This is a genomic window from Halomonas alkaliantarctica (assembly GCF_029854215.1).
GTDB lineage: Bacteria > Pseudomonadota > Gammaproteobacteria > Pseudomonadales > Halomonadaceae > Vreelandella > Vreelandella alkaliantarctica_A.
The window spans coordinates 2185766-2206828 of record NZ_CP122961.1 but is presented as its reverse complement, the minus strand read 5'-3'; the positions used below and the strand labels follow the sequence as shown (position 1 = coordinate 2206828).

17 protein-coding genes are annotated in these 21063 nt (G+C 54.9%); 11 read left to right on the top strand and 6 right to left on the bottom strand.

What is annotated here, in order from left to right:
• The first annotated feature begins 101 nt into the window (after positions 1-101).
• From QEN58_RS10095 to QEN58_RS10050, 10 genes are all read left to right on the top strand, one after another.
• Positions 102-1781, top strand: coding sequence for a glutamine--tRNA ligase/YqeY domain fusion protein (locus QEN58_RS10095; protein WP_280106924.1), 1680 nt, complete (start codon positions 102-104; stop codon positions 1779-1781).
• A 19-nt stretch (positions 1782-1800) separates the two neighbouring features.
• Positions 1801-3210, top strand: a complete 1410-nt coding sequence (gene cysS, locus QEN58_RS10090) for a cysteine--tRNA ligase (protein ID WP_280103562.1) — start codon at positions 1801-1803, stop codon at positions 3208-3210.
• Positions 3211-3351: 141 nt separating this feature from the next.
• The gene (osmF, locus tag QEN58_RS10085) at positions 3352-4278 is read left to right on the top strand and encodes a glycine betaine ABC transporter substrate-binding protein OsmF (protein WP_280103561.1); all 927 of its coding nucleotides are present in this window, start codon (positions 3352-3354) and stop codon (positions 4276-4278) included.
• A 48-nt stretch (positions 4279-4326) separates the two neighbouring features.
• Positions 4327-5526 carry an ABC transporter permease gene (locus tag QEN58_RS10080; protein ID WP_280103560.1) on the top strand — a complete coding sequence of 400 codons (1200 nt, stop codon included), beginning with the start codon at positions 4327-4329 and terminating at the stop codon, positions 5524-5526.
• On the top strand, positions 5523-6485 hold the full coding sequence (locus QEN58_RS10075) for an ABC transporter ATP-binding protein (RefSeq protein ID WP_280103559.1): 963 nt from the start codon (positions 5523-5525) through the stop codon (positions 6483-6485). Before QEN58_RS10080 ends, QEN58_RS10075 begins: the two co-directional genes overlap by 4 nt.
• A complete protein-coding gene (locus tag QEN58_RS10070) occupies positions 6472-7251 on the top strand; it encodes an ABC transporter permease (RefSeq protein ID WP_280103558.1) in 780 nt (259 codons plus the stop codon). Before QEN58_RS10075 ends, QEN58_RS10070 begins: the two co-directional genes overlap by 14 nt.
• 182 nt (positions 7252-7433) lie before the next feature.
• Positions 7434-8636, top strand: a complete 1203-nt coding sequence (locus tag QEN58_RS10065; protein WP_280103557.1) for a thiamine pyrophosphate-dependent dehydrogenase E1 component subunit alpha — start codon at positions 7434-7436, stop codon at positions 8634-8636.
• 1 nt (position 8637) lies between these two features.
• Positions 8638-9615: an alpha-ketoacid dehydrogenase subunit beta gene (locus tag QEN58_RS10060; RefSeq protein WP_179916390.1), complete on the top strand. Its 978-nt coding sequence runs from the start codon at positions 8638-8640 to the stop codon at positions 9613-9615.
• A gap of 38 nt (positions 9616-9653) precedes the next feature.
• Positions 9654-10940: a 2-oxo acid dehydrogenase subunit E2 gene (locus QEN58_RS10055; protein ID WP_280103556.1), complete on the top strand. Its 1287-nt coding sequence runs from the start codon at positions 9654-9656 to the stop codon at positions 10938-10940.
• Positions 10941-10951: 11 nt separating this feature from the next.
• Positions 10952-12799 (top strand): protein kinase domain-containing protein, encoded by a 1848-nt coding sequence (locus QEN58_RS10050; RefSeq protein ID WP_280103555.1) that lies wholly within the window; start codon positions 10952-10954, stop codon positions 12797-12799.
• Positions 12800-12809: 10 nt separating this feature from the next.
• Here the strand turns inward: QEN58_RS10050 and QEN58_RS10045 are convergent, their stop codons facing one another.
• The 5 genes from QEN58_RS10045 to QEN58_RS10025 all read right to left on the bottom strand — a co-directional run bounded on the left by QEN58_RS10045 (position 12810) and on the right by QEN58_RS10025 (position 18200).
• Positions 12810-13451, bottom strand: a complete 642-nt coding sequence (locus QEN58_RS10045) for an ABC-type transport auxiliary lipoprotein family protein (RefSeq protein WP_280103554.1) — start codon at positions 13449-13451, stop codon at positions 12810-12812.
• Positions 13448-14389, bottom strand: a complete 942-nt coding sequence (locus QEN58_RS10040; RefSeq protein ID WP_280103553.1) for an MlaD family protein — start codon at positions 14387-14389, stop codon at positions 13448-13450. The genes QEN58_RS10045 and QEN58_RS10040 overlap by 4 nt, the downstream gene beginning before the upstream one ends.
• A 6-nt stretch (positions 14390-14395) precedes the next feature.
• On the bottom strand, positions 14396-15220 hold the full coding sequence (locus tag QEN58_RS10035) for an ABC transporter ATP-binding protein (RefSeq protein ID WP_280106923.1): 825 nt from the start codon (positions 15218-15220) through the stop codon (positions 14396-14398).
• Positions 15220-16353 (bottom strand): MlaE family ABC transporter permease, encoded by a 1134-nt coding sequence (locus tag QEN58_RS10030; RefSeq protein WP_280103552.1) that lies wholly within the window; start codon positions 16351-16353, stop codon positions 15220-15222. The genes QEN58_RS10035 and QEN58_RS10030 overlap by 1 nt, the downstream gene beginning before the upstream one ends.
• 146 nt (positions 16354-16499) lie before the next feature.
• Positions 16500-18200, bottom strand: coding sequence for a SulP family inorganic anion transporter (locus QEN58_RS10025; RefSeq protein WP_280103551.1), 1701 nt, complete (start codon positions 18198-18200; stop codon positions 16500-16502).
• A gap of 245 nt (positions 18201-18445) precedes the next feature.
• Between QEN58_RS10025 and QEN58_RS10020 the strand changes: the two genes are divergently transcribed.
• The gene (locus tag QEN58_RS10020; protein ID WP_280103550.1) at positions 18446-20113 is read left to right on the top strand and encodes a methyl-accepting chemotaxis protein; all 1668 of its coding nucleotides are present in this window, start codon (positions 18446-18448) and stop codon (positions 20111-20113) included.
• On the opposite strand, the gene rarD is transcribed toward QEN58_RS10020, so the two are convergent.
• Positions 20084-20992, bottom strand: coding sequence for an EamA family transporter RarD (gene rarD / locus QEN58_RS10015; RefSeq protein ID WP_280103549.1), 909 nt, complete (start codon positions 20990-20992; stop codon positions 20084-20086). The two genes, QEN58_RS10020 and rarD, sit on opposite strands and share 30 nt — an antisense overlap.
• Between the last annotated feature and the right edge of the window lie 71 nt (positions 20993-21063).

Here is a 21063-nt window from a genome sequence, read left to right as displayed (position 1 = left end):
GTTATAATAGCGGTTTTGCCCTGCACCGCGAAGGGCCGTAGGAGTATCCTATGTCTTCACGGACCAGCACGCCATCCACCACGAGGTTATCAAACACCACCATGACCAACGAGACCACCCCAGCGCCGAACTTCATTCGCAACCAAGTACGCGACGAAATCGAGGGCGGCCAGGTCACTAAAATCGTGACGCGCTTCCCCCCGGAGCCCAATGGCTTTCTGCATATCGGCCATGCAAAGTCGATCTGTCTAAATTTCGGGCTGGCGGAGCAAATGGGTGGCGAGTGTCATCTACGTTTTGACGACACCAACCCTGCCAAAGAAGAGCAGGCCTACATCGATGCGATCAAAGAGGACGTCAGTTGGCTAGGCTTTGAATGGGCAGGCCCTGTGCGGTTTGCTTCTGACTACTTCGATCAGCTCTATGCTTGGGCGCAGCACTTAATGCGTGAAGGCAAAGCCTATGTCGACGATCTTTCTCCGGATGAAATCCGCGAGTATCGCGGTACTTTAACCGCGCCGGGCAAAGCCAGCCCTTACCGCGAACGCAGCGCCGAAGAGAGCTTGGATCTACTGGCGCGTATGCGCGAAGGCGAGTTTGGCGAAAGTGAAAAGGTCGTGCGCGCCAAGATTGATATGGCCTCACCCAATATCAATCTACGCGACCCGATAATTTATCGAATTCGCCACGCCACCCATCACCAAACTGGCGACAAGTGGAAAATCTACCCCTCTTACGACTTTACCCATGGTCAGTCGGATGCGATTGAAGGCATTACCCACTCGATCTGCACCCTGGAATTTGAAGATCACCGCCCGCTGTACGAGTGGTTTTTAAATAATCTGCCGGTACCCACTAAGCCGCGCCAGATCGAGTTTGCACGGCTGAATCTCGACTACACCCTGACCTCCAAGCGCAAGCTCAAGCTGCTGGTTGATGAGCAAATCGTCGACGGTTGGGATGATCCTCGGATGCCTACAATCTCCGGCATGCGTCGTCGTGGCTACACGCCAGCGTCTATTCGTAAGTTCTGCGAGATGATTGGCGTTACCCGTGCCGACGGTGGACTGGTGGATATCGCCATGTTGACCCACGCCATTCGCTCGGATCTTGAAGACAATGCCCCGCGCGCCATGTGTGTGTTAAAACCGCTGAAAGTCGTACTCACTAACGTGCCGGAAGATCACCAGGAGGTGTACGACGTCCCTGGTCACCCAGCCCGTGAAGATATGACGGTGCGTCAGGTGCCGTTCAGCCGCGAGCTGTATATCGACCAAGACGACTTTATGGAAGACGCGCCTAAAAAGTTCTTCCGCTTGGCACCCGGTAAAGAAGTACGCCTGCGCAATAGCTACGTGATTCGTTGTGACGAAGTCATCAAAGACGCCGCCGGTGAAATAAGCGAACTGCACTGTTCGGTGGATTTCGATACGCTGGGTAAAAACCCCGAAGGGCGTAAGGTCAAAGGCGTTATTCACTGGGTCAGCGCTGCACACGGCGTGCCAATGGAAGTCCGTCTTTACGACAACCTATTCACCGTTGAGCAGCCTGATCGCGATAAAGATGTCGATTTTCTAGAGCATCTTAATCCGGAGTCGCTGGTCGTTTGCCAAGCCATCGGAGAGCCAAGCTTAGCCTTCGCAACGCCCGAGTCACGCTTCCAGTTCGAGCGCGTCGGCTACTTCTGCGCTGATCGTCACGACTCTACGCCAGAGCATTTGGTGTTTAACCGTACCGTGGGGTTGAAAGATAGCTGGGCTAAAATCAAGCAGAAGGGCTAAGACAAACATGGATAGCCATATGCATATTTATAATACGCTAACGCGCCGCAAAGAACCTTTCACCCCGCTGGAAGCGGGTAAAGTGAGCATGTATGTCTGCGGCATGACGGTGTATGACTACTGCCACCTAGGGCATGCCCGCGTCATGGTCGCCTTTGATGTCATTACCCGCTATCTGCGTGAGCGCGGCTATGACGTTAACTACGTACGCAACATTACCGATATCGACGACAAGATCCTCAAGCGCGCCGACGAGAATGGCGAAAGTATCACTGCGCTGACAGAGCGCATGATTGATGCCATGCACGAAGACGAGGCGCGCCTGTTTGTATTGCCGCCCAGCCATGAGCCCCGCGCCACCGGCCATATCGACGATATCGTGGCCATGATTGAAACCCTGATTGAAAAAGGCTTTGCCTACGCTGCAGATAACGGTGATGTCTACTATCGGGTGCGCAAATTTGCTGATTACGGCAAGCTCAATAATCGCCAATTAGACGATATGCGTGCAGGTAGCCGGGTTGATGTGGATGTTCATAAAGAAGACCCACTCGACTTTGTGCTCTGGAAGGCCGCTAAGCCGGGGGAGGCGCACTGGGCGTCCCCCTGGGGTAACGGCCGGCCTGGCTGGCACATCGAGTGCTCGGCGATGTCGACCTGCTGCCTGGGTGATACCTTCGATATTCATGGTGGCGGGCCGGATTTAACCTTCCCGCACCATGAAAATGAGATCGCTCAATCCGAGGCGGCCACTGGCAAAACCTACGTCAATACCTGGATGCACGCCGGTGCCGTGCGGGTGAATCAGGAAAAGATGTCCAAATCCCTGGGCAACTTTTTCACCATTCGCGATGTGTTGGCCGAACACGATCCTGAAGTGGTGCGCTTTCTGCTGGTGGCTAGCCACTACCGTAGCCCGATCAACTACTCGGTTGATTCACTGACCGAGGCGCGTAAATCGCTAACGCGCTTGTACACCGCGCTGGAAGGTATTGAGCTAGGCGGCGCTGACGCAAATGGTGATGCAAGCGGGGACGTTTCGGCTTACCGTGAACGCTTTACCCAGGTAATGGACGATGACTTCAATACGCCAGAAGCCCTGGCAGTGATGTTTGAGCTGGCTCGTGAGGTCAATCGCGCCAAGCAAGAGCAGCCAGTTGCAGCTGCCAAGCTGGCAGGCGAGTTAAAGCAACTAGGCGCTATTTTGGGGCTTCTTCAGCAAGTGCCTCAAACATTCTTAAAAGGCACCCAGCAGCAGGGCATGCCGCTTAGCGAGAGCGAGATCGAAACAAAGATTGCTCAGCGCATTGAGGCTAAGTCGAATAAAGACTTCGCCCAGGCGGATGCGATTCGCGATGAGCTTGCTGTGATGGGCATTATTCTGAAAGACTCCAGGGAAGGTACCACTTGGGTGTTTGAAGCGCCTTAATCTAGAACCTTAATCACTCGTTGGTCGCTTATGCGCTAACTTAAACGCTGAGGGCTTTTATAATAGCTAAGCTGAAGGCTCTTATGATGGCAATATAAGAGCCTCATTCGTTAAAAAGCCCACTTCAAAAGGAATTCAAAGATGCGCTTTTCAGCTAATTCTTTCATTGCTAAGCCCTTAATCGCTGCCTGTGCCGTATCCATTGCGGCCTTGTCTTCTGTCAGCGCCAACGAGCCCGTCGTCGTGTCATCCAAAATCGATACCGAAGGGTCGGTTCTGGGGGAGCTGATTATTCAAACCCTGGAGCGCAATGACATTGCGACCGAAAACCGCTTACAGCTGGGCGGAACTAGCGTCGTGCGCACTGCCTTGGAAGCGGGCGAAATTGACCTTTACCCGGAATACACGGGTAATGGCGCGTTCTTTTTCGATATGACCGATAGTCCCGTATGGAATAATGCCGACCAGGCATATGAAACAGTACGCGAGCGTGATGCGCAGCAAGGCTTGATATGGCTGCAACCCGCCAGCGCTAATAACACCTGGGCAATGAGCATTCGTGAAGATGTCGCCGAAGCGAATGAACTGGTGAACCTTGAAGATCTCGCTGCCTATTTGGCCGATGGCGGTGATTTCAAATTTGCCGCGAGTGCCGAATTCGTTGAGTCTGCTCAAGCCCTACCCGCGTTCCAGGACGCCTACGGGTTTGAGTTAAGTGATGATCAACTGTTAGTGCTTTCTGGTGGTAATACCGCCGCTACCATGCGGGCCGCCGCCCAGCAGACCAGCGGCGTTAATGGCGCTATGACCTATGGCACAGACGGTGGCTTAAGTGCGCTGGGTCTGATCGTGCTGGAAGACACTAAGGGTGTGCAGCCGGTGTATCAGCCTGCCCCAGTGGTGCGTGAAAGCGTACTGGAAACGTATCCAGAAATAGAAACGCTGCTTAATGAAGTTTTCACCAGCCTCGATTTGGTGACCCTTCAAACGCTCAATGCTGATGTCGCCGTTAACGGGCTGTCTCCAGCCCAGGTAGCCAGTGACTATCTCGACACGCTTAAGAACTAGTGCTTGATGTTCTTAATAACCAATGCTGACGCTCGGGATAACTAATTAATGTCACTAATGGATGCACTGCCCACCCCGCGAATTCGTTGGGAAGGGCGGCACCCGAATATTGTGCTTGTTAGCCTTAGCCTAACGATGCTGGCCGCATTCTGGTTCCTTGACGTGGTCAGCATGGCCCCCAATCGCATTGTGTTGGGTACGGGATATGGCGCCTTGACAGCTTTTGGTTGGCCTGGTGCGCTATTAGTAACGTTATTGCTGTCCTGTGTCGGCATTCTCGCCTGGCAGCCCAGCCAGCGTCACTATCGGGCGCTGCTAGCAGCGGTGGTAGTCATAATGGCGCTGATGCCGGTGGGGTTGATCGCGAGCAGCTATTTACTCATTGACCCAGAGATGCCTCAAGCGCGTTTGGGTTTGGGAGCAGCGTATTGGGTTGTACTGTTTGTACTCCTGCTGTGCTTGGTAGAACTACGGTTACGCTTAAACCTCACGCGGATATGGCCGACGCTGCTGCTGTGTGGCGTTGCGCTGGTGTGGTGGCTCTGTGCGGCTTTTGGGCTGGAATCGCTTGCTCTCGTTCAAGAATTTAAAGCCCGTGATCAACAGTTTCTAAGCGCCGTCACGCAACATATTAAGCTGGTCGGTATCGCCGTTAGCGTCAGTATTGTGCTTGGGCTAGCGCTTGCCATGCTGATGCGCCGCTACGCCCGGCTACAGAAGGTCGCGTTCGCCGTCCTTAATTTTCTTCAAACCATTCCCAGCTTGGCGCTATTCGGTCTACTGCTGGCGCCGCTCGCCTGGCTTGCTGCCAACGTGCCGTTTTTGGGCCAGCTTGGCGTTAGCGGTATTGGCACAACGCCCGCCTTAATTGCCCTCATTGCCTATAGCCTGCTGCCTATTGTGCGCAATACCTATACCGCGCTCGAACAAGTGAGTCCCGGCACATTAGAAGCCGCCAAAGGGATGGGCATGCGTGCCGGGCAGCGCTTTTGGCAGGTGCGATTACCGCTAGCGCTGCCGGTGCTGTTGGAAGGGGTGAGGATTACCACTGTACAGGCCGTTGGGCTCACCGCGGTTGCCGCTTTGATTGGTGCGGGTGGGCTGGGCACATTTATTTTTCAAGGCTTAGGTCAGGCGGCCATGGATATGGTGCTGCTTGGCGCGCTGCCTATTTTAATGCTGGCTCTGGTGGTGGATGCGGGCTTAGGTGCCTTGGCAGAAGCGCTGCGCCCCGGAGGAACAAGATGATCGAGCTCTCCCACGTATCCAAGCGGTTTGGGGATGAAACCGCGGTGGACGATATTTCGCTACAGGTACCGAAGGGTAAATTCTGTGCCTTAGTGGGTACCTCTGGCTGTGGTAAATCCACCACGCTACGTATGATCAACCGCTTGATTGAGCACAGCGAAGGCGACATCATCCTCGATGGCCAGGCGATTGACGCGTATGACCCGGTCAAATTACGCCGCCGGATTGGCTATGTGATTCAGCACACCGGGCTTTTTCCCCACTGGAACGTTGCGCGTAACATCGGCCTGGTGCCACGCTTATTGAAATGGTCATCAACCGACGTCCAGTCGCGGGTGGCTGAGTTAATGCATTTGCTCGGCTTGCCGGTCGATGAGTTTGGGCATAAATACCCGCATCAGCTTTCCGGGGGGCAGGCGCAACGAGTAGGCGTTGCCCGTGCCCTGGCGGCAGACCCGGATATATTGCTGATGGATGAACCCTTCGGCGCGCTTGATCCCATTACCCGTGAAAAACTCCAGGATGAGCTGGCCAAGCTACAAGCGCGGCTACACAAAACCGTGGTGTTCGTGACCCACGATATGGATGAAGCGCTTAAGCTGGCGGATCACTTAGTGGTGATGCGTGAAGGGCGAATCGTGCAACAAGGTTCACCGCTGGCGCTATTGCAAAATCCTGTCGACCCTTTTGTCGAGTCGATGCTAGGTGGCCTTGAGCGGGGCCTTAAGCAGGCGGCGTTAACCCGTGTGAAAGATCATATGACCTCCATGGGGCCTACTTTGCCCGCCCAGTCGCGAATACCGGCGGATTTCTCGCTGCGTCAGGCGCTCTCCATGATGCTCCGTGACCACAGCGATAGGCTTGCCGTCGTCGACCAGCACGATGTTCCCATTGGAGAGTTATCGCTGCGCCGAATTATTAAGGAAGCTCAGTTGGATAAGGGAAATGCGCGTGAGTAATTCGCTTAGCGTCGCGCAGCCCGGAAAAAAAGCGCCGCTGTGGCTATGGCCGTTGGTGTGGGGTCTACTGTTGCTGCTCAGTGTGCTGGCGATGTCCGCAGCCGAGCCACTGTTTCGCTGGGTAGAGCCCGATGCCCGCCAGGTAATCTACGATCGCGCCAGCTTTGTCACCTTGCTTGGCCGCCATCTCTTTGTGGTCGGAATTGCCGCGGTGGTGACCATTATCGTAGGGGTCTCCGCAGGCATTGTCGTTACCCGCAGCTGGGGCAGTGATTTTCTACCGCTAGTAGCCCAGTTGGCATCGCTGGGGCAAACGTTTCCCCCCGTGGCCGTCCTGGCGCTGGCGGTGCCCGTTCTGGGTTTTGGCACCTTACCGATTATTGTCGCTTTGATGCTCTATGGTCTGCTGCCTATCGTGCGCAATACCCTTGCCGGTTTGCAGGGCGTCGAAGGCGATATTAAAACCGCAGCCCACGCCATGGGCATGACACCGACTCAACTTCTGCTCCAAGTCGAACTGCCGCTGGCAGCGCCGGTCATTTTGGCGGGCGTCCGTACCTCTGTGACTATCAATATCGCCACGGCTGCCTTAGGGGCTACCGTGGGGGCCAGTAACCTGGGCGATCCGATTATCTCCGGCATCGTGAACGGCAACATGGCCTATGTGGTACAAGGGGCACTGACCATTGCGTTGTTGGCCCTGACAATTGATAGCCTTTTTGAGGTGTTGCAGCGTCATCTCCGTGCGCGTATCTCCGATGCCTAATCGTCCTGCGGTTTAGCGTCTCTGCGTCTTAAGTAGCATCCCTAAAGTCCTCGCGCTGCGTTATTGTCCTAAACGTTGTGGTAGCTATATGTTGCGTTGGCCTATGACAGATAAATCCACTGGCATAAACGGTCAATACCAACAACACTGCCCTCAAAAGGGGTAAAACAAGGACAATAATGATGACACAGTACGTACACCAGCCGGACTTTATGACCGGCGACGAATTCTCGATTCCTACCTTCAGCCTGCTTAACCCCGAAGGTGAGCTGCATAGCGGCGCTTCTGAACCAGTACTCGAACGCGATCACGCCCGGCGTATCTACCAGGCGATGTTGGCCACGCGTATTCTTGATGAACGCATGATGGCGGCTCAGCGCCAAGGGCGGCTGAGCTTCTACATGCAGTGCACCGGGGAAGAGGCCGCCGTAGTGGGCGCCACCGCTGCGCTTAATGACGCCGATATGATTATGGCGCAGTATCGCGAGCAGGGCGCTTTAATGTATCGCGGCTTCTCTATCGACGAATTTATGAATCAGCTGTTCGGCAACGAGCTGGACTACGGCAAAGGCCGCCAAATGCCGATTCACTATGGGTCGCGTAAGCTGCACTACATGACCATCTCATCGCCCTTGGCCACCCAAATCCCCCAGGCGACGGGCTACGCCTACGGCCAAAAACTCGCCGGTCACGGTCACTGCACGTTAACTTTTTTTGGCGAAGGCGCTGCCTCCGAGGGGGATTTCCACGCCGCGCTGAATATGGCCTCAGTGCATCAGGTGCCGGTGATTTTTTTCTGCCGCAACAACGGCTACGCGATTTCTACACCCGCCGTCGAGCAGTTTGCCGCCGACGGTATCGCCCCGCGTGCTTTTGGTTATCACATGCACGTGATCCGGGTAGATGGCAACGACGTGCTGGCGGTCTATGAAGCGACGCGTCAGGCACGCAAGATTGCTGTTGAGCAAAATCAGCCGGTTTTGATCGAGGCCATGAGCTATCGCCTTGCCGCGCACTCCTCTTCCGATGACCCTTCTGGCTATCGCTCGAAAGATGAGGAGGAAGTGTGGCGCGCCAAAGACCCACTGCTGCGGCTGCAAAAATGGCTGTTGAAGAAACAGTGGTGGAGCGAAGAGGAGGAGACTTCCCAGCAGGAAACCCTTCGACGTGAAGTGCTGGAAACCATGAAGCGAGCTGAGAAGCGCTCATCGCCGCCGCTAGAGAGCCTGATCAGCGATGTGTATGCCGATATTACTCCATCGCTGCAGCGCCAATTCGATCAGTTAAAACGCCATATCCGTCGCTACCCCGAGGCTTATCCTCGTGGGGCTCAGTCGTTGGATTTAGATGTAGGCACCGAGACTGATACCCAGGGGGAGGCGTAACATGGCTACCATGAATATGCTCCAGGCAATTAATAATGCATTGGATATCGCCATGGCAGAGGATGAAAAGGTCATCTGCTTTGGTGAAGACGTGGGTATTTTTGGTGGCGTATTTCGAGCCACCAGCCACCTGCAGGAGAAGTACGGCAAAGCGCGCTGCTTCAACACACCCCTTGTCGAGCAGGGCATTATCGGCTTTGCCAACGGCTTGGCGGCCCAAGGCTCGGTGCCTGTCGCAGAAATACAGTTTGCCGACTATATCTTTCCCGCGTTTGATCAGATCGTTAACGAAACCGCCAAGTTCCGCTACCGCTCAGGTGATCTGTTTAACGTTGGCGGGTTGACCATTCGCACCCCTTACGGCGGCGGTATCGCCGGTGGACTCTATCACTCGCAATCACCCGAAGCTTATTTCACTCATACGCCCGGACTTAAGGTGGTGGTGCCGCGCAACCCCTATCAGGCCAAAGGACTACTGCTTGCCGCTATTCGCGACCCTGATCCGGTACTTTTTCTGGAGCCCAAACGCCTCTATCGCGCTTCGGTAGGCGACGTGCCCGAAGAGGATTACCAGCTTCCCATTGGCGAAGCCGAAATCACCAAAGAGGGCACCGATATTACCGTGGTGGGCTGGGGCGCACAGATGGAGGTAATCGGCAAAGCGGTCGAGTTAGCCGAAGAGCAGGGCATCGCCTGTGAAGTGATCGACCTGCGCTCACTGCTGCCCTGGGATGCGGATACGGTGGCTGAATCTGTGTTAAAAACCGGCCGGCTTGTGGTGAGCCATGAAGCCCCGTTAACCGGTGGCTTTGCCGGTGAAATCGCTGCCACTATTCAAGAGCGTTGTTTTCTCTACCTGGAATCGCCCATTGCCCGGGTGACGGGGCTGGATACGCCTTTTCCGCTGGTGCTGGAAAAAGAGTATCTGCCTGATCACCTGAAGATTTTTGAAGCGATTCGCGAAAGCGTCAACTTTTAGCGGCTATTAATGCCTAAGTACGCATGGGGAGAACAACAATGAGCGATTTTTTACTGCCGGATATTGGCGAAGGTATCGTCGAGTGCGAAGTCGTCGAATGGCGTGTCGCTGAAGGCGATCAAATTGAAGAAGACCAGCCTATCGTTGAAGTCATGACCGACAAGGCTCTGGTAGAGATTACTGCCCCTGAAGCCGGCGTCGTGACTAAGCTGTATGTGGCCCAGGGCCAAATTGCTAAAGTCCATGCACCGCTGTATGCCTATCAAGTGGATGGGCAAAGCCCAACTGGCGACCAAACCAGTAACAATAAGAGCGAGGCCGAGTCAGAAGCTGCACAATCGACTTCCAGTGATAAACCAATGGCACAGACGGCAGAGCCGTCCACTGCTAAAAGTACACCGGCTGCTGGCCCATTATATAACAAGGTTCCCGCCAGCCCCGCCGTTAGGCGCCTAGTACGTGAACACTCGCTACAGCTTACGGAGATCGCTGGCAGTGGCAAAGATGGCCGGGTGCTAAAAGAGGACGTGCTGGCGCATCTTGATCAAGCATCTCAAGCAACCTTATCCAGCCAAACCGTTGCTAACAAACAAGCTGTTAAAAACCAAGCCGAAACCCAAGCGCCCAGAGTGGAGCCCCTCCGCGGCGTGCGGGCGGTCATGGCCAAGCGTATGGTGGAAGCAGCCAGCACTATTCCCCATTTTCACTACGGCGAAGAGATCGACGTTACCGCACTACTGGCGCTGCGAGAGCGCTTGAAACCGGTGGCCGAGGCCCGGGGCGAGCGGCTGACGTTGATGCCGTTTTTTATGAAAGCCATGGCGTTAGCGGTCGCCGAAGAGCCCATCGTTAATGCCCAGTTAAATGCCGCGGGTGATGAGCTGCACTACTACCCCCAATGCAATATCGGAATGGCGGTGGATAGCAAAGCGGGTTTGATGGTGCCTAATGTTAAAAACGTTGAGCGCTTAACCCTATTGGAAATTGCCCGTGAGGTCGGTCGTTTAACCACTTCGGCGCGGGAAGGTCGGGTTGATCAGGCGGATCTAAAAGGCGGCACTATTAGTATTTCCAATATCGGTGCGCTGGGGGGTACTTACGCCGCGCCGATTATTAATGCGCCGGAAGCGGCCATTGTGGCCATTGGTAAAACCCAATGGTTACCGCGCTTTGATGAACAAGGTGAGGTGCAGCGCCGCGCGATTATGACTATCACCTGGGCGGGCGATCACCGCTTTATCGACGGTGGTACCATTGCGCGTTTCTGTAATGGCTGGAAGGGCTTTCTGGAAGCCCCAGAGACTATGTTGCTTCACTTGGGCTAGCAAGGCGACTTATGTCCCAGGCACCGCTTCAGCAGTTTTACATACCCGAAGAGCAGTCGGTCTATCTGCTGAGCCACCACGATGCCCGTAAGCTTAAAGATTGGGTGGCGCTGTGCCAGGCGCAGCTCACCCAGTTGGGCTATCAGGACATCGAGCTCATTGGCAAGGGTGCCTACGGTTTTGTATTTGCCGGTAGCACCGGCCACCAAGGCGCTATAGCGCACTATGTCTTTAAATTTTCGCGTATTACCCTGCCTACGCATTTGCAGGAGCGCCTCGAAGAGGAGGCGTTTATGCTTGAGCAGGTCTCCCATCCCCGCATTCCAGGTCTCATTGCTTACCAGCGCTCCCGAGGCCAGTCTATTCTGGTGATGGAGCGTGCCCCCGGCTGGAATTTAGAGCAGGTATCGCTTAAGCAGGGGCGCCTCTCACCACGCTTGATTGTGCGCATAGCAGCGCAGTTGGCCGACATCCTGATTGCCCTGCGCCGGGAGTCAGGCCCCCAGGCACGGCCGGTGGTGCATGGTGATATTAAGCCTTCTAACTTGGTGTATGACGCCGAGCAGGAGTCTATTGCGCTGATCGACTGGGGCTCATCGGTATTTGCCCAATTAGATGCTCAACTGCAGTTTGTGGGCGCCAATGTCATGGAGCTGATGTCGGATAATTTGCAGCAAACCAATGCCCGCCTGGGCGATGTTTACTTTATCGGTGAAGAGCAGTTGAACGGCGCACTGTCATCGCCACGATTCGATGAGCAGGGCGCCGCGGGAACCCTGTATGCGCTGGCCTCGGCGCAGTCGTGTCGATTTGGCCATCGAGCGATTCCCGCCAGTTCGTTGGGTTTGCCGATGGAGTTTGCCCGCACCCTGGATGGCATGCTCGACCCTGACCCTCAGGTGCGGCGTAAAGCGGGCGACTACTTTTTAAACAACATGCCGCGTATGGCCAAGGTGGTAATGATCGATCTGCCCGCATCGCTCAATGTACCGCTGGTACCGGTATGGGCGCGCCCCGCGCATCAGGAGATCGATACCGTGGTATATAGCTCGCGCAAAGCCTTCCTGCGTGAAGCGAGTGCCCAAGAAACCCTGAATGATGTCAATGACGTACAACTCGACCGCTATTACAAACAGTTTATGCAGGGTATGGGTGAAACCGAAAAGGCCTTTTTGGCGTCGGTGAGCCGCTTGGGTAAATATCCAGTAGTGGGGGGCTTGGCGGTCCGTTGGGAGCGGGAAGGGGTGTATATCGACTCGTCGTTAAATTTACACGACCCGACGCTAAAACCCGCCTTTATCGAAGCGGTTAACAATATGGTGCACTTGGCGCGGGCAATTCATCGCCAGGGCGTATTTAAAAGCTGTTTGTTTAACGCACGCCAAACACTGCACTTAGAACGCGCTTGCGTGGATGAGGCGTTTGTCAGCGAACCCAGCATGGCGATAGGCTACGAGCTGAGCGCAGTACCGGAGCTTGAGGATCGCACCCGTCAGCACAGCTACTTTGAAGATGGCCCCGACCCAGAAGAGCTGTTGGTATTGCCAGAGGCGATTATGCATGTGCTGCAGCAGCTCAATGATATTCACCACACCGGCATGATTATCTTTGAGGCGTTGCCGCAACACCTCAAAATACATAGCTACTACCGCTTGCTGGATCCGGCTCGAGAGGGTGAGTTCCGCACGCTGCTGGCGCGCATTCTCGCCTCGGTAGATCAAATAGAGGGCCTAGGCGTCTCGGGCTATATGAAGATGCCCTACAAAGACACCCGCTACTTTACCCACCTGGAAAGCCAACCCGAACGCTACTACCCTCGCGACCCGCGGGAGTATTTCCGAAGGGCAACAACGTCCTAATCACGCTGGCTTAGTCAGTGCTAGCTTCATCAAGTGTATTACCTTCCTCCTGATTGGCCAGCCAGTTGATCAGTTCCTCAGCAAGCTCGTCACTAGCGATACCAAACGCATTAACCACATCAGGTATATCGGTGCTTATTGATTGCGCGCTGGTAGTAAAGCTCTGAGCAGCGATTGAAGTGCGGTTTTGAGTGCTGACGAGTTGAACATCGAGCTGAATTTTCACCGTGGGCGGATGGGTAGCATAGTCGCTCTGAAAGTGCCGTAGTTCGCTTAGCAGCAGTCGCTCGGAAGGCAGGCTATCGCTACTCACACTGGCAAATAGGCGGCTCTGCTGTAAGCCAGTGATCAAGCGCGTCTGAAGTAACTCGGGGGCATCCTCCTGCCAGCGGGCGCCTTCATAAACGTTAACGACATTGCCCTCTGGATAAACCACTATGCGGTTGCTACTCAGTAAATACCCCGCCTGGGGAGCAGCCACCGCAAGGCGTTGGCGGGTTGTTAAAGAATCGGAGGAAGGATTAACGGGCTGCAGATCGCTACTAGGCAGACGATACAGCGTTGCTGGTTCATTTTCGGGCAATATTGAACAGCCACTGCTGAATAGCAACGCAGCGCAAACTAAAACGATAACGATGGGGCGCAAATTCATGGACGGAACTCCTCTACCTGATCACGGCCCAGGAAAAAGTCCGTTGGGCTCTCCTCTAGCTGACGAGTAATACGATCCAGCGTAGCGAGCGTGGAGCGCAGCGAAGAGAGCGCTGGGGCAATATCCTGCGCACCCTGCAGGCTGCCTTCGATGGCGCCAGCGTTAGTCTCTACTAGTTGCTCAATACGCTGAGCAGCGCGAGCCACATCATCGCTAGCATCGGCGGCGCTCTGCATTACCAGCCGACCATCCTGACGCAGCAACTGCGTTGCTTCCTGGCTAAGTGCGTCGATGCTGTTAAGCGTGGTCGTCGCTTGGCGAGTCGCCTCGCCGAAAAGTGACATGTTTTGGTCCAGAGCGTCCTGTTGATTGGCAATCATTTCGGTGATCTGAGCAATGTTGGTTAAAATATTGCCCGTCTCCTCACGGTTATTGTCGTCAAACAGCTCGTTAACGTTTTTCAGGATTGAGTTGATGTTCTCGATCATGTCTTCGCCTTCATCGAACAGCGTGGCGATGGGTGAAGGGTCTGCGCGTATAAACGGTGCTTCGCTATCCGATTGGTCAATCAGCAGCGGGGCTTCTGGGGTGCCGCCGTGGAGTTGCACGGACATGCTGCCGGTAATACTGGCAAAAGCGAGTTTTGCCCGTGTGTCTGTTTTAATCGGCGCGTCATCGTAGACGCGGATATGGGCAATCACCTGCCGTGGGTCATCAGGATTGAGGTTCAGTTCGGTAACTTCCCCCACCTCAATACCGTTATATTGTACTCTACTGCCGACCGATAAGCCGCTGACGCTGCGCTCAAAAAGAATACGGTAAGGCTGGTAGCTACGTTCACCAGCTGCATAGCTCATCCATAGTGCAAACAGTAGCGCCGCGATGGCGGTTCCCAGTGTGAACAAACCTATCAAAACGTGATGCGCGCGGGTTTCCATCGACCCTCACTCCTGAGTATAAGCATTCGTTGAAGAGGCGGTATGAGCACGCTGAGCGGCTCGACCACGCGGCCCGTGAAAGTAGTCTTGAACCCACTCGTCGTCGGTGTCCGCCACTTTATCAATGGTATCTACGACTAATACGCGTTTCTGCGAGAGTACCGCTACCCGGTCGCAGGCGGCGTAGAGCGTATCCAAATCATGGGTTACCAGAAATACGCTGAATCCTAGCGCATCGCGAAGGGTGACCAGCAAATGATCGAAGGCCGCAGCGCCGATAGGGTCGAGTCCCGCCGTCGGTTCATCAAGGAATAGAATCTCAGGGTCAAGCGCTAAGGCGCGGGCGAGGGCGGCGCGTTTGACCATGCCGCCAGATAGCGACTCTGGAAACTGCAGCGCGGCCTGTGAGGGAAGCCCGACCAACGATAGCTTGACCCTGGCAAGATGCTCGGCGTCTTCACGGGGTAGCCTGGCGTGCTCAATCAGCGGTAGGGCAATATTCTCTTGCAGGTTCAGTGAGCTAAACAGCGCACCGCTCTGAAACAGCACGCCAAAGCGCCGCTCTATTTGGCTGCGCTGTGCATCGTTAAGCTCGTTAAGGGTCGTGCCAAGGACTTCAACCGTACCTACATTGGGGCGCTTCAAACCGACGATGCTGCGTAACAGCACAGATTTACCGGTCCCAGAACCGCCTACAACACCGAGGATTTCCCCGCGTTCAAGGGTTAGATCTAAGTTTTCGTGCACCACATTATCGCCAAAGCGATTGACCAAGCCTCGAACCTTAATGACCGGTTGGTTGTTTTGCTCTGTCGGATTATCTGAATCGATCACCAGCCCATCTCCATAAAGAATAGTGCGGCGACGGCATCCATCAGAATCACCATGAAAATCGACTGAACGACGCTTGACGTCGTATGTTCGCCCACCGACTGTGCGCTGCCGCTGACCTTAAAGCCTTCAAGGCAGCCGATAACGGCGATCACAAAGGCAAACACCGGTGCTTTGCTAAGACCTACCAAAAAATGCGTCACCGACACGTCTTTTTGCAGCGTGGTCATAAACTGGGTAAGTGAAATATCCAGCGATAGGGAGGTGACCATAGCGCCTCCCGTTAGCCCGCTGAGCATACCCACAAAGGCGAGCATAGGCAGGCTAATCAACATTGCCATTACCCGTGGTAGCACCAAAAGCTCGATAGGATCTAGCCCTTGGACCTTCAAGGCATCTATCTCTTCGTTGGATTTCATGGCGCCGATCTGAGCAGTAAAGGCGCTGGCGGTTCGTCCCGCGAGTAGGATCGCAGCAAGCAGAACGCCGAACTCTCGCAAGAATGAGAACGCAACAAGATCGATGGTATAAATGGTGGCGCCAAAATCCTGCAAAACGGTAGCGCCAAGGAAAGCCACGACGGCACCCACCATAAAGGTGAGTAGCGCGACGATGGGTACGGCATTAAGACCGCTCTGCTGGATATGGGCCACAGTGGCCGTTAAGCGCCAGTGGCGAGGCCGCAATACCAAATGGAAGAGGGTGGCCATGACAAGACCAATAAAGGCCAACAGCTGGCGCTGCTGAGACCACAGCCCCACCATCTGTTGACCCAAGCTGGCAAGCGCTTGGCTAATACGTGAATAGGAAGGGGGATCAACGTCAAGCGGCGTTTCCATGGCTTCGGCAATACGAATAAGCAGCGCCTGCTGTTCTCTCGGCAGCTCTGCTGCCCAGTCGGCTACTGCCTGCGCTTTCTCAACGCCAATCAGCTCTACAACAAGTATGGCACCGGCGGTATCAAGGCGCGTGATCGCGTCTAACGAAACCGTCGCATCCGTTGGCTTGTCAGGCTCTGTGTTAATAAGCTCTGTGTGAATAAGCGCCGTTTTGATATGCCGGTAGTTGGCAAGCGTCCACTCGCCTTTGAGCGCAACTGTTTGATCATGACGCGCTATCCACTCGCTTGGCATCCCCACTCCTTGGCGCTCTTGATATCTATACGCTTGTTTAGAAGTCTATGATGCATTCAAACGAGCGTTAGTGAAAGGCTAGCGGACAGATTGGCATTAGTTTGATTTTCTCGGCCACCACTCTCTGGCGCGTTACGGCAAGCTGGTTAAGAGAATTCCCGCCAAGCGGCATAGGTGCTTAAAAACACTCGTCCGGTAAGCGCCTCAAGGAAGTCACTCTTCTTGAGTCGGTCCATCACCGGACCTTTGACCTCGGATAGATGCAGTTTTACATCGGAGTCTTTTAAGCGTGCATTGATCGCATCCAAACTCTCCAGCGCCGAGGCATCGATCAGATTGATCGCCGAACAGATCAGCACAACGTGCTCAAGCTCTGGATGACTCGCCACCAGGTCATAAACGGTGTCTTCCAAGTAGCGGGCATTGGCAAAATAGAGACTCTCATCAATGCGCAGCAGGGCAACGGTATTGACCGTTTCGACATCGTGGCGGGTGGTGTTTCTAAAGTGTTCGGTACCGGGCACACGGCCTACCAAGGCGCTATGCGGGCGGCTAGTGCGGTACAAAAACAGCGCTATAGAGAGCGTCACGCCGCTGATGATGCCCGCCTCAACGCCTTCGACTAATGTTAGCAGAATCGTCACCGCCATGGCGGCAAAGTCGCTGCGTGAGTAGCGCCAGGTTTGGCGCAGCATGGGGATGTCTACCAGCGTTAAGATCGAAACAGTAATTGTCGCGGCCAGTGTCGCGATGGGCAGATAGTAGAGCCAACCGGTAAAAGACAGGGTGACCAGCGCAATACCTAGCGCTGCAAAGGCACCCGCCGCAGGCGTTTGTGCGCCTGCATCGTAGTTAATAACGGTGCGAGACAAGCCTCCGGTTACCGGCATGCCGCTGGAAAGTCCGGCGGCTAAATTGCTGGCGCCCAGGCCTACTAACTCCTGATTGGGCGAGATGCGCTGGCGCCGTTTAGCGGCCAACATCTGACCCATGGAAACCGACTCCACAAAGCCGACCAGGCTAATCAGCAGCGCTGGTATTAGTAGTGCTCTCCACAGCGAGTAGTCTCCCCAGGGAAAGCTCAACGCGGGTAACCCTCCGGGAATGATTCCCACCACGTCGACGCCTTTATCGGCCAACTGCCAGTGCCAGGTCACCAGGGTGGTAATCACTACCGCAAAGACCGGCCCCGCTTTGGCAATCAAGTCCGCCAGAGCGCGTGGCAGGCCCAGCGTGTGCAGCGTGGCTTTACCGTGGCGGCGCATAGCAATCAAAAACAGTAGGGTTCCACTGCCAATCAGTAAGGTGGGTAAGTTAAAGGTGGCTAAGTTGGGCACCAGGGTAATAAGGCGTTCCACCAGGGTAAAGCCACTACTCTCAACCCCGAGTAAGCTACCCAACTGGCTGGCCGCAATTAAAATACCCGACGCCGTTAAAAAGCCGGAGATAACCGGGTGGCTTAGGAAATTGCTGAAAAAGCCCATTTTCAGCAGCCCCATCACGACCAACATTCCACCGGAAAGCAGTGACAGGATGAGCGCTGCCTGTAAATAAGTCTCCGTACCTGTGACTGCCACTGAGGAGAGTGCTGCACCGGTCATCAGCGCGATAATCGCAACTGGCCCGACCGCGAGGGTTTTGCTGGTGCCAAATAGGGTATAGACCAGTTGTGGCAGGATGCTGGCGTACAAGCCTACCTCCGCGGGTAGCCCGGCGAGCAGCGCATAGGCCAGCGACTGGGGGATGACCATCACCGTGACGATCAAGCCCGCCAAAAGGTCGGCCCCCAGCAGGCGTTTATGGTAGTGGGGGAGCCACGTCAGGATCGGCAAGTAGCGCTTTAGCATGGATTCCATAGGGCGTAAGAGTGGCAGAACAAAGAGAGTAAGGGATATTCCATTTCATTGCAGTGCTTATATTCATTTGCACGGCGGTAACTCTATGATGAAGAAGCGCTTAACGCTTTGCGTCTTCCCCAAAAGTGCTACTTCTTTCATTAGCGTAACACGCTAAGCTTAGGCGCAAAGGGGAGTTAAGCCCCACTTATGTAGGGTTTTTGATACTCAATAACGTTAATAAAAGAGTACTGCTCATGCGCTTACTGCAATTGTTAGTTCCGGTGCTGTTCTTGGCGCTGTCGATAGGGCTTGCCGCACAAGGCGGCCTGTGGGGTTATCTAGCGCTCCTGTTCGCCGCACTGGGTGGTGGCGCTGTGCTGCTCAGTGCGCTGGAAGGCGTGTACCGGGCCGACCAACGTCGCCTTGAGCAGCGTCAGCGTGGCTTTAAACCGTTACGTGATTACAGTTCGCTGCGTGCCATGGCCTACCGGTTAATGAACCGCGCCAGCAGCACCGCGATAGCCTCGGCAGAAGTGTCGCACTATGCCGATCTGATGGATCAGCGCCTTTCCAAACAAGAGGCCATGGCCCGTGAGGCTTCATCCAGCATGACGTCCATTAATGCCGCCATTATGCAGGTCAGCGCCAGTGCCAGCCAAGTGGCAGCGCTGGCAGAGAGCGCCCGAGAAGCCAGCCATCACAACCATGCTGAACTGGACGATATTATTCAGGACATGAGCGATGTTGCCGACCGCTCCAATCAAGCGCTGGAAATGCTCACCGCGCTGAACGATAAAATTGAGCGTGTACGCAACGTTACCTCCATGATTGAGGATATCGCCGAACAGACCCACCTGCTGTCGCTCAATGCGTCAATTGAAGCGGCCAGAGCGGGCGAACACGGGCGAGGATTTGCTGTGGTCGCTGGCGAAGTGCGCAACCTGGCACTCAAGACTTCAACTGCCACGCAAAGCGTCGATGAACTGGTCAAGGATATGCATCAGAGCGGTCAATCGGTGGTCGCCACTATGGGCCATTTAATGACCCGGATCAGCGAGCGCTCTAAAGGCTTGCAAGTTGTCGGCAACAGTCTGGGGACGATGACCCAAGAATTTGATCAGGTGCAGAGCGAAATTACCCGCGTTGCCGATGCGATGGAGAACACTCGTCAGCACAGTCAAACCGTGGCCGACGGCTTGAGTCAGTTGGAGGACGATGTAGATGAAGGCAACCGCAATATGCATGATTTGGCCGAGCAGGCCCGAGCATTGATGGAGGCTGCTGAAGGCGTCGACGGTGAACTGGCTCAACAGCATTTAGAAGGGCGCCACCAACAGGTGTTCCACGCGGCACGATCCACCGCCGATATGCTGGGTAAGCTGTTGGAGAAAGCGATTGCCAGCGGAGAGCTTTCAGACGCCCAGCTGTTCCAGCCCAACTATCAGCAGATCCCGGGTACGCAGCCGCCGCAGTATAAAACCGGTTTTGATGGTTTTACCGATAGGTATTTGCCTGATTTGCAGGAGCCTTTGCTTACTCAGCTCGGCTTAAGCTATGCCATTGCCTGTGACCGTAAAGGCTATGTGCCGACCCATAACAAGGCGGTTAGCCTCGCGCCAACCGGTGATTACGCGCACGATTTAAAATTCTGCCGCAACAAGCGTATTTTCGATGACCCGACCGGCAGCCGCTGTGGCGCTCATGAAAAGCCGCTGCTGTTGCAAACCTACAAGCGCGATACCGGGGAAATCATGCACGACCTCTCGGTACCGGTATATGTGCAGGGTAAGCACTGGGGCGGCTTCCGGGTCGGCTACCAGCCAGAGCGGGACAGTGCATCGACGCCTATGCTTGAAACAGCCGAGAATGCTGATGCATCACCGCCACTGGCACTAACTAGCCGCCGCGTAGCGCGGGCGTGATTGCCACGCCGACCAGGAGTAGAGCGCTAGCCCGATCCAAATAAGCACAAAGGTTGCCAACTGGATAATGCCCAGGGGCTCGCCAAAGACAGTTAAGGCAATCAGAAATTGAATGCTTGGGTTGATGTACATCAAAAAGCCCAGGGTCGCCAAACGCAGCCGACGAGCCGCGCCAGCAAAGGCCATTAGCGGCAGCGCCGTCAATGCACCGCTGGCGATCAATAGGCTCGTGGTTGAGGTATTCTGTATAAAGTGTGACGCGCCGTTCCAGCTTAACCAAGCCAAGGCGATCAGGGCGAGAGGGAATAGCAGCAGGGTTTCCACAAACAGCCCTGATAGACCATCCAGCGGCACCTGTTTACGAAACAGGCCGTAACTGCCGAAGCTTAACGCCAGCATTAAACTAATCCAGGGCAGTTCACCCAGCATGACAAACTGCGTGGCAATGGCCACGCTGGCCAACCCCAAGGCGACCAGCTGCAGCTTGGCCATCACTTCCCGCAGTACCAGCATGCCTAGTGCGACGTTCACTAATGGCGTTAAGAAGTAGCCCAGGCTCGCCTGCAATACCTGCTTAGACTCCACCGCATAGATATAGATGCCCCAATTAAACCCAATCAATAGCGCGCAGGCCAACACACGGCCTAACCGCTTGGGTTCGCCCAGCGCTGTGACAACGGGTGGCCAGCGGCGTAATAGGGTAATCAAGCCGACCAAAAACAAACACGCCCAAATGATCCGGTGAATCAAAATTTCAAAGGCGGGAACGCCCTCAAACAGGGCAAAAAATAGCGGAAAACAGCCCCACATGGTGTAGGCGGTTAGCCCAAACATAACGCCTTTGACGGCAGCCGGATCGCGTGTTGGAGTAGGAAGCATAGCAGCCTCATTATTTAAAGATGCTAATCTAGCATAAACGTTGCCTTGAGACTGACGAATTGGAGGTGTTA

Excerpts from the sequence above, each read along its gene's own strand:
- QEN58_RS10095 (WP_280106924.1), top strand. The coding sequence starts at position 102 with ATGACCAACGAGACCACCCCAGCGCCGAACTTCATTCGCAACCAAGTA.
- cysS (WP_280103562.1), top strand. The coding sequence starts at position 1,801 with ATGCATATTTATAATACGCTAACGCGCCGCAAAGAACCTTTCACCCCG.
- osmF (WP_280103561.1), top strand. The coding sequence starts at position 3,352 with ATGCGCTTTTCAGCTAATTCTTTCATTGCTAAGCCCTTAATCGCTGCC.
- QEN58_RS10080 (WP_280103560.1), top strand. The coding sequence starts at position 4,327 with ATGTCACTAATGGATGCACTGCCCACCCCGCGAATTCGTTGGGAAGGG.
- QEN58_RS10075 (WP_280103559.1), top strand. The coding sequence starts at position 5,523 with ATGATCGAGCTCTCCCACGTATCCAAGCGGTTTGGGGATGAAACCGCG.
- QEN58_RS10070 (WP_280103558.1), top strand. The coding sequence starts at position 6,472 with ATGCGCGTGAGTAATTCGCTTAGCGTCGCGCAGCCCGGAAAAAAAGCG.
- QEN58_RS10065 (WP_280103557.1), top strand. The coding sequence starts at position 7,434 with ATGACACAGTACGTACACCAGCCGGACTTTATGACCGGCGACGAATTC.
- QEN58_RS10060 (WP_179916390.1), top strand. The coding sequence starts at position 8,638 with ATGGCTACCATGAATATGCTCCAGGCAATTAATAATGCATTGGATATC.
- QEN58_RS10055 (WP_280103556.1), top strand. The coding sequence starts at position 9,654 with ATGAGCGATTTTTTACTGCCGGATATTGGCGAAGGTATCGTCGAGTGC.
- QEN58_RS10050 (WP_280103555.1), top strand. The coding sequence starts at position 10,952 with ATGTCCCAGGCACCGCTTCAGCAGTTTTACATACCCGAAGAGCAGTCG.
- QEN58_RS10045 (WP_280103554.1), bottom strand. The coding sequence starts at position 13,451 with ATGAATTTGCGCCCCATCGTTATCGTTTTAGTTTGCGCTGCGTTGCTA.
- QEN58_RS10040 (WP_280103553.1), bottom strand. The coding sequence starts at position 14,389 with ATGGAAACCCGCGCGCATCACGTTTTGATAGGTTTGTTCACACTGGGA.
- QEN58_RS10030 (WP_280103552.1), bottom strand. The coding sequence starts at position 16,353 with ATGCCAAGCGAGTGGATAGCGCGTCATGATCAAACAGTTGCGCTCAAA.
- QEN58_RS10025 (WP_280103551.1), bottom strand. The coding sequence starts at position 18,200 with ATGCTAAAGCGCTACTTGCCGATCCTGACGTGGCTCCCCCACTACCAT.
- QEN58_RS10020 (WP_280103550.1), top strand. The coding sequence starts at position 18,446 with ATGCGCTTACTGCAATTGTTAGTTCCGGTGCTGTTCTTGGCGCTGTCG.
- rarD (WP_280103549.1), bottom strand. The coding sequence starts at position 20,992 with ATGCTTCCTACTCCAACACGCGATCCGGCTGCCGTCAAAGGCGTTATG.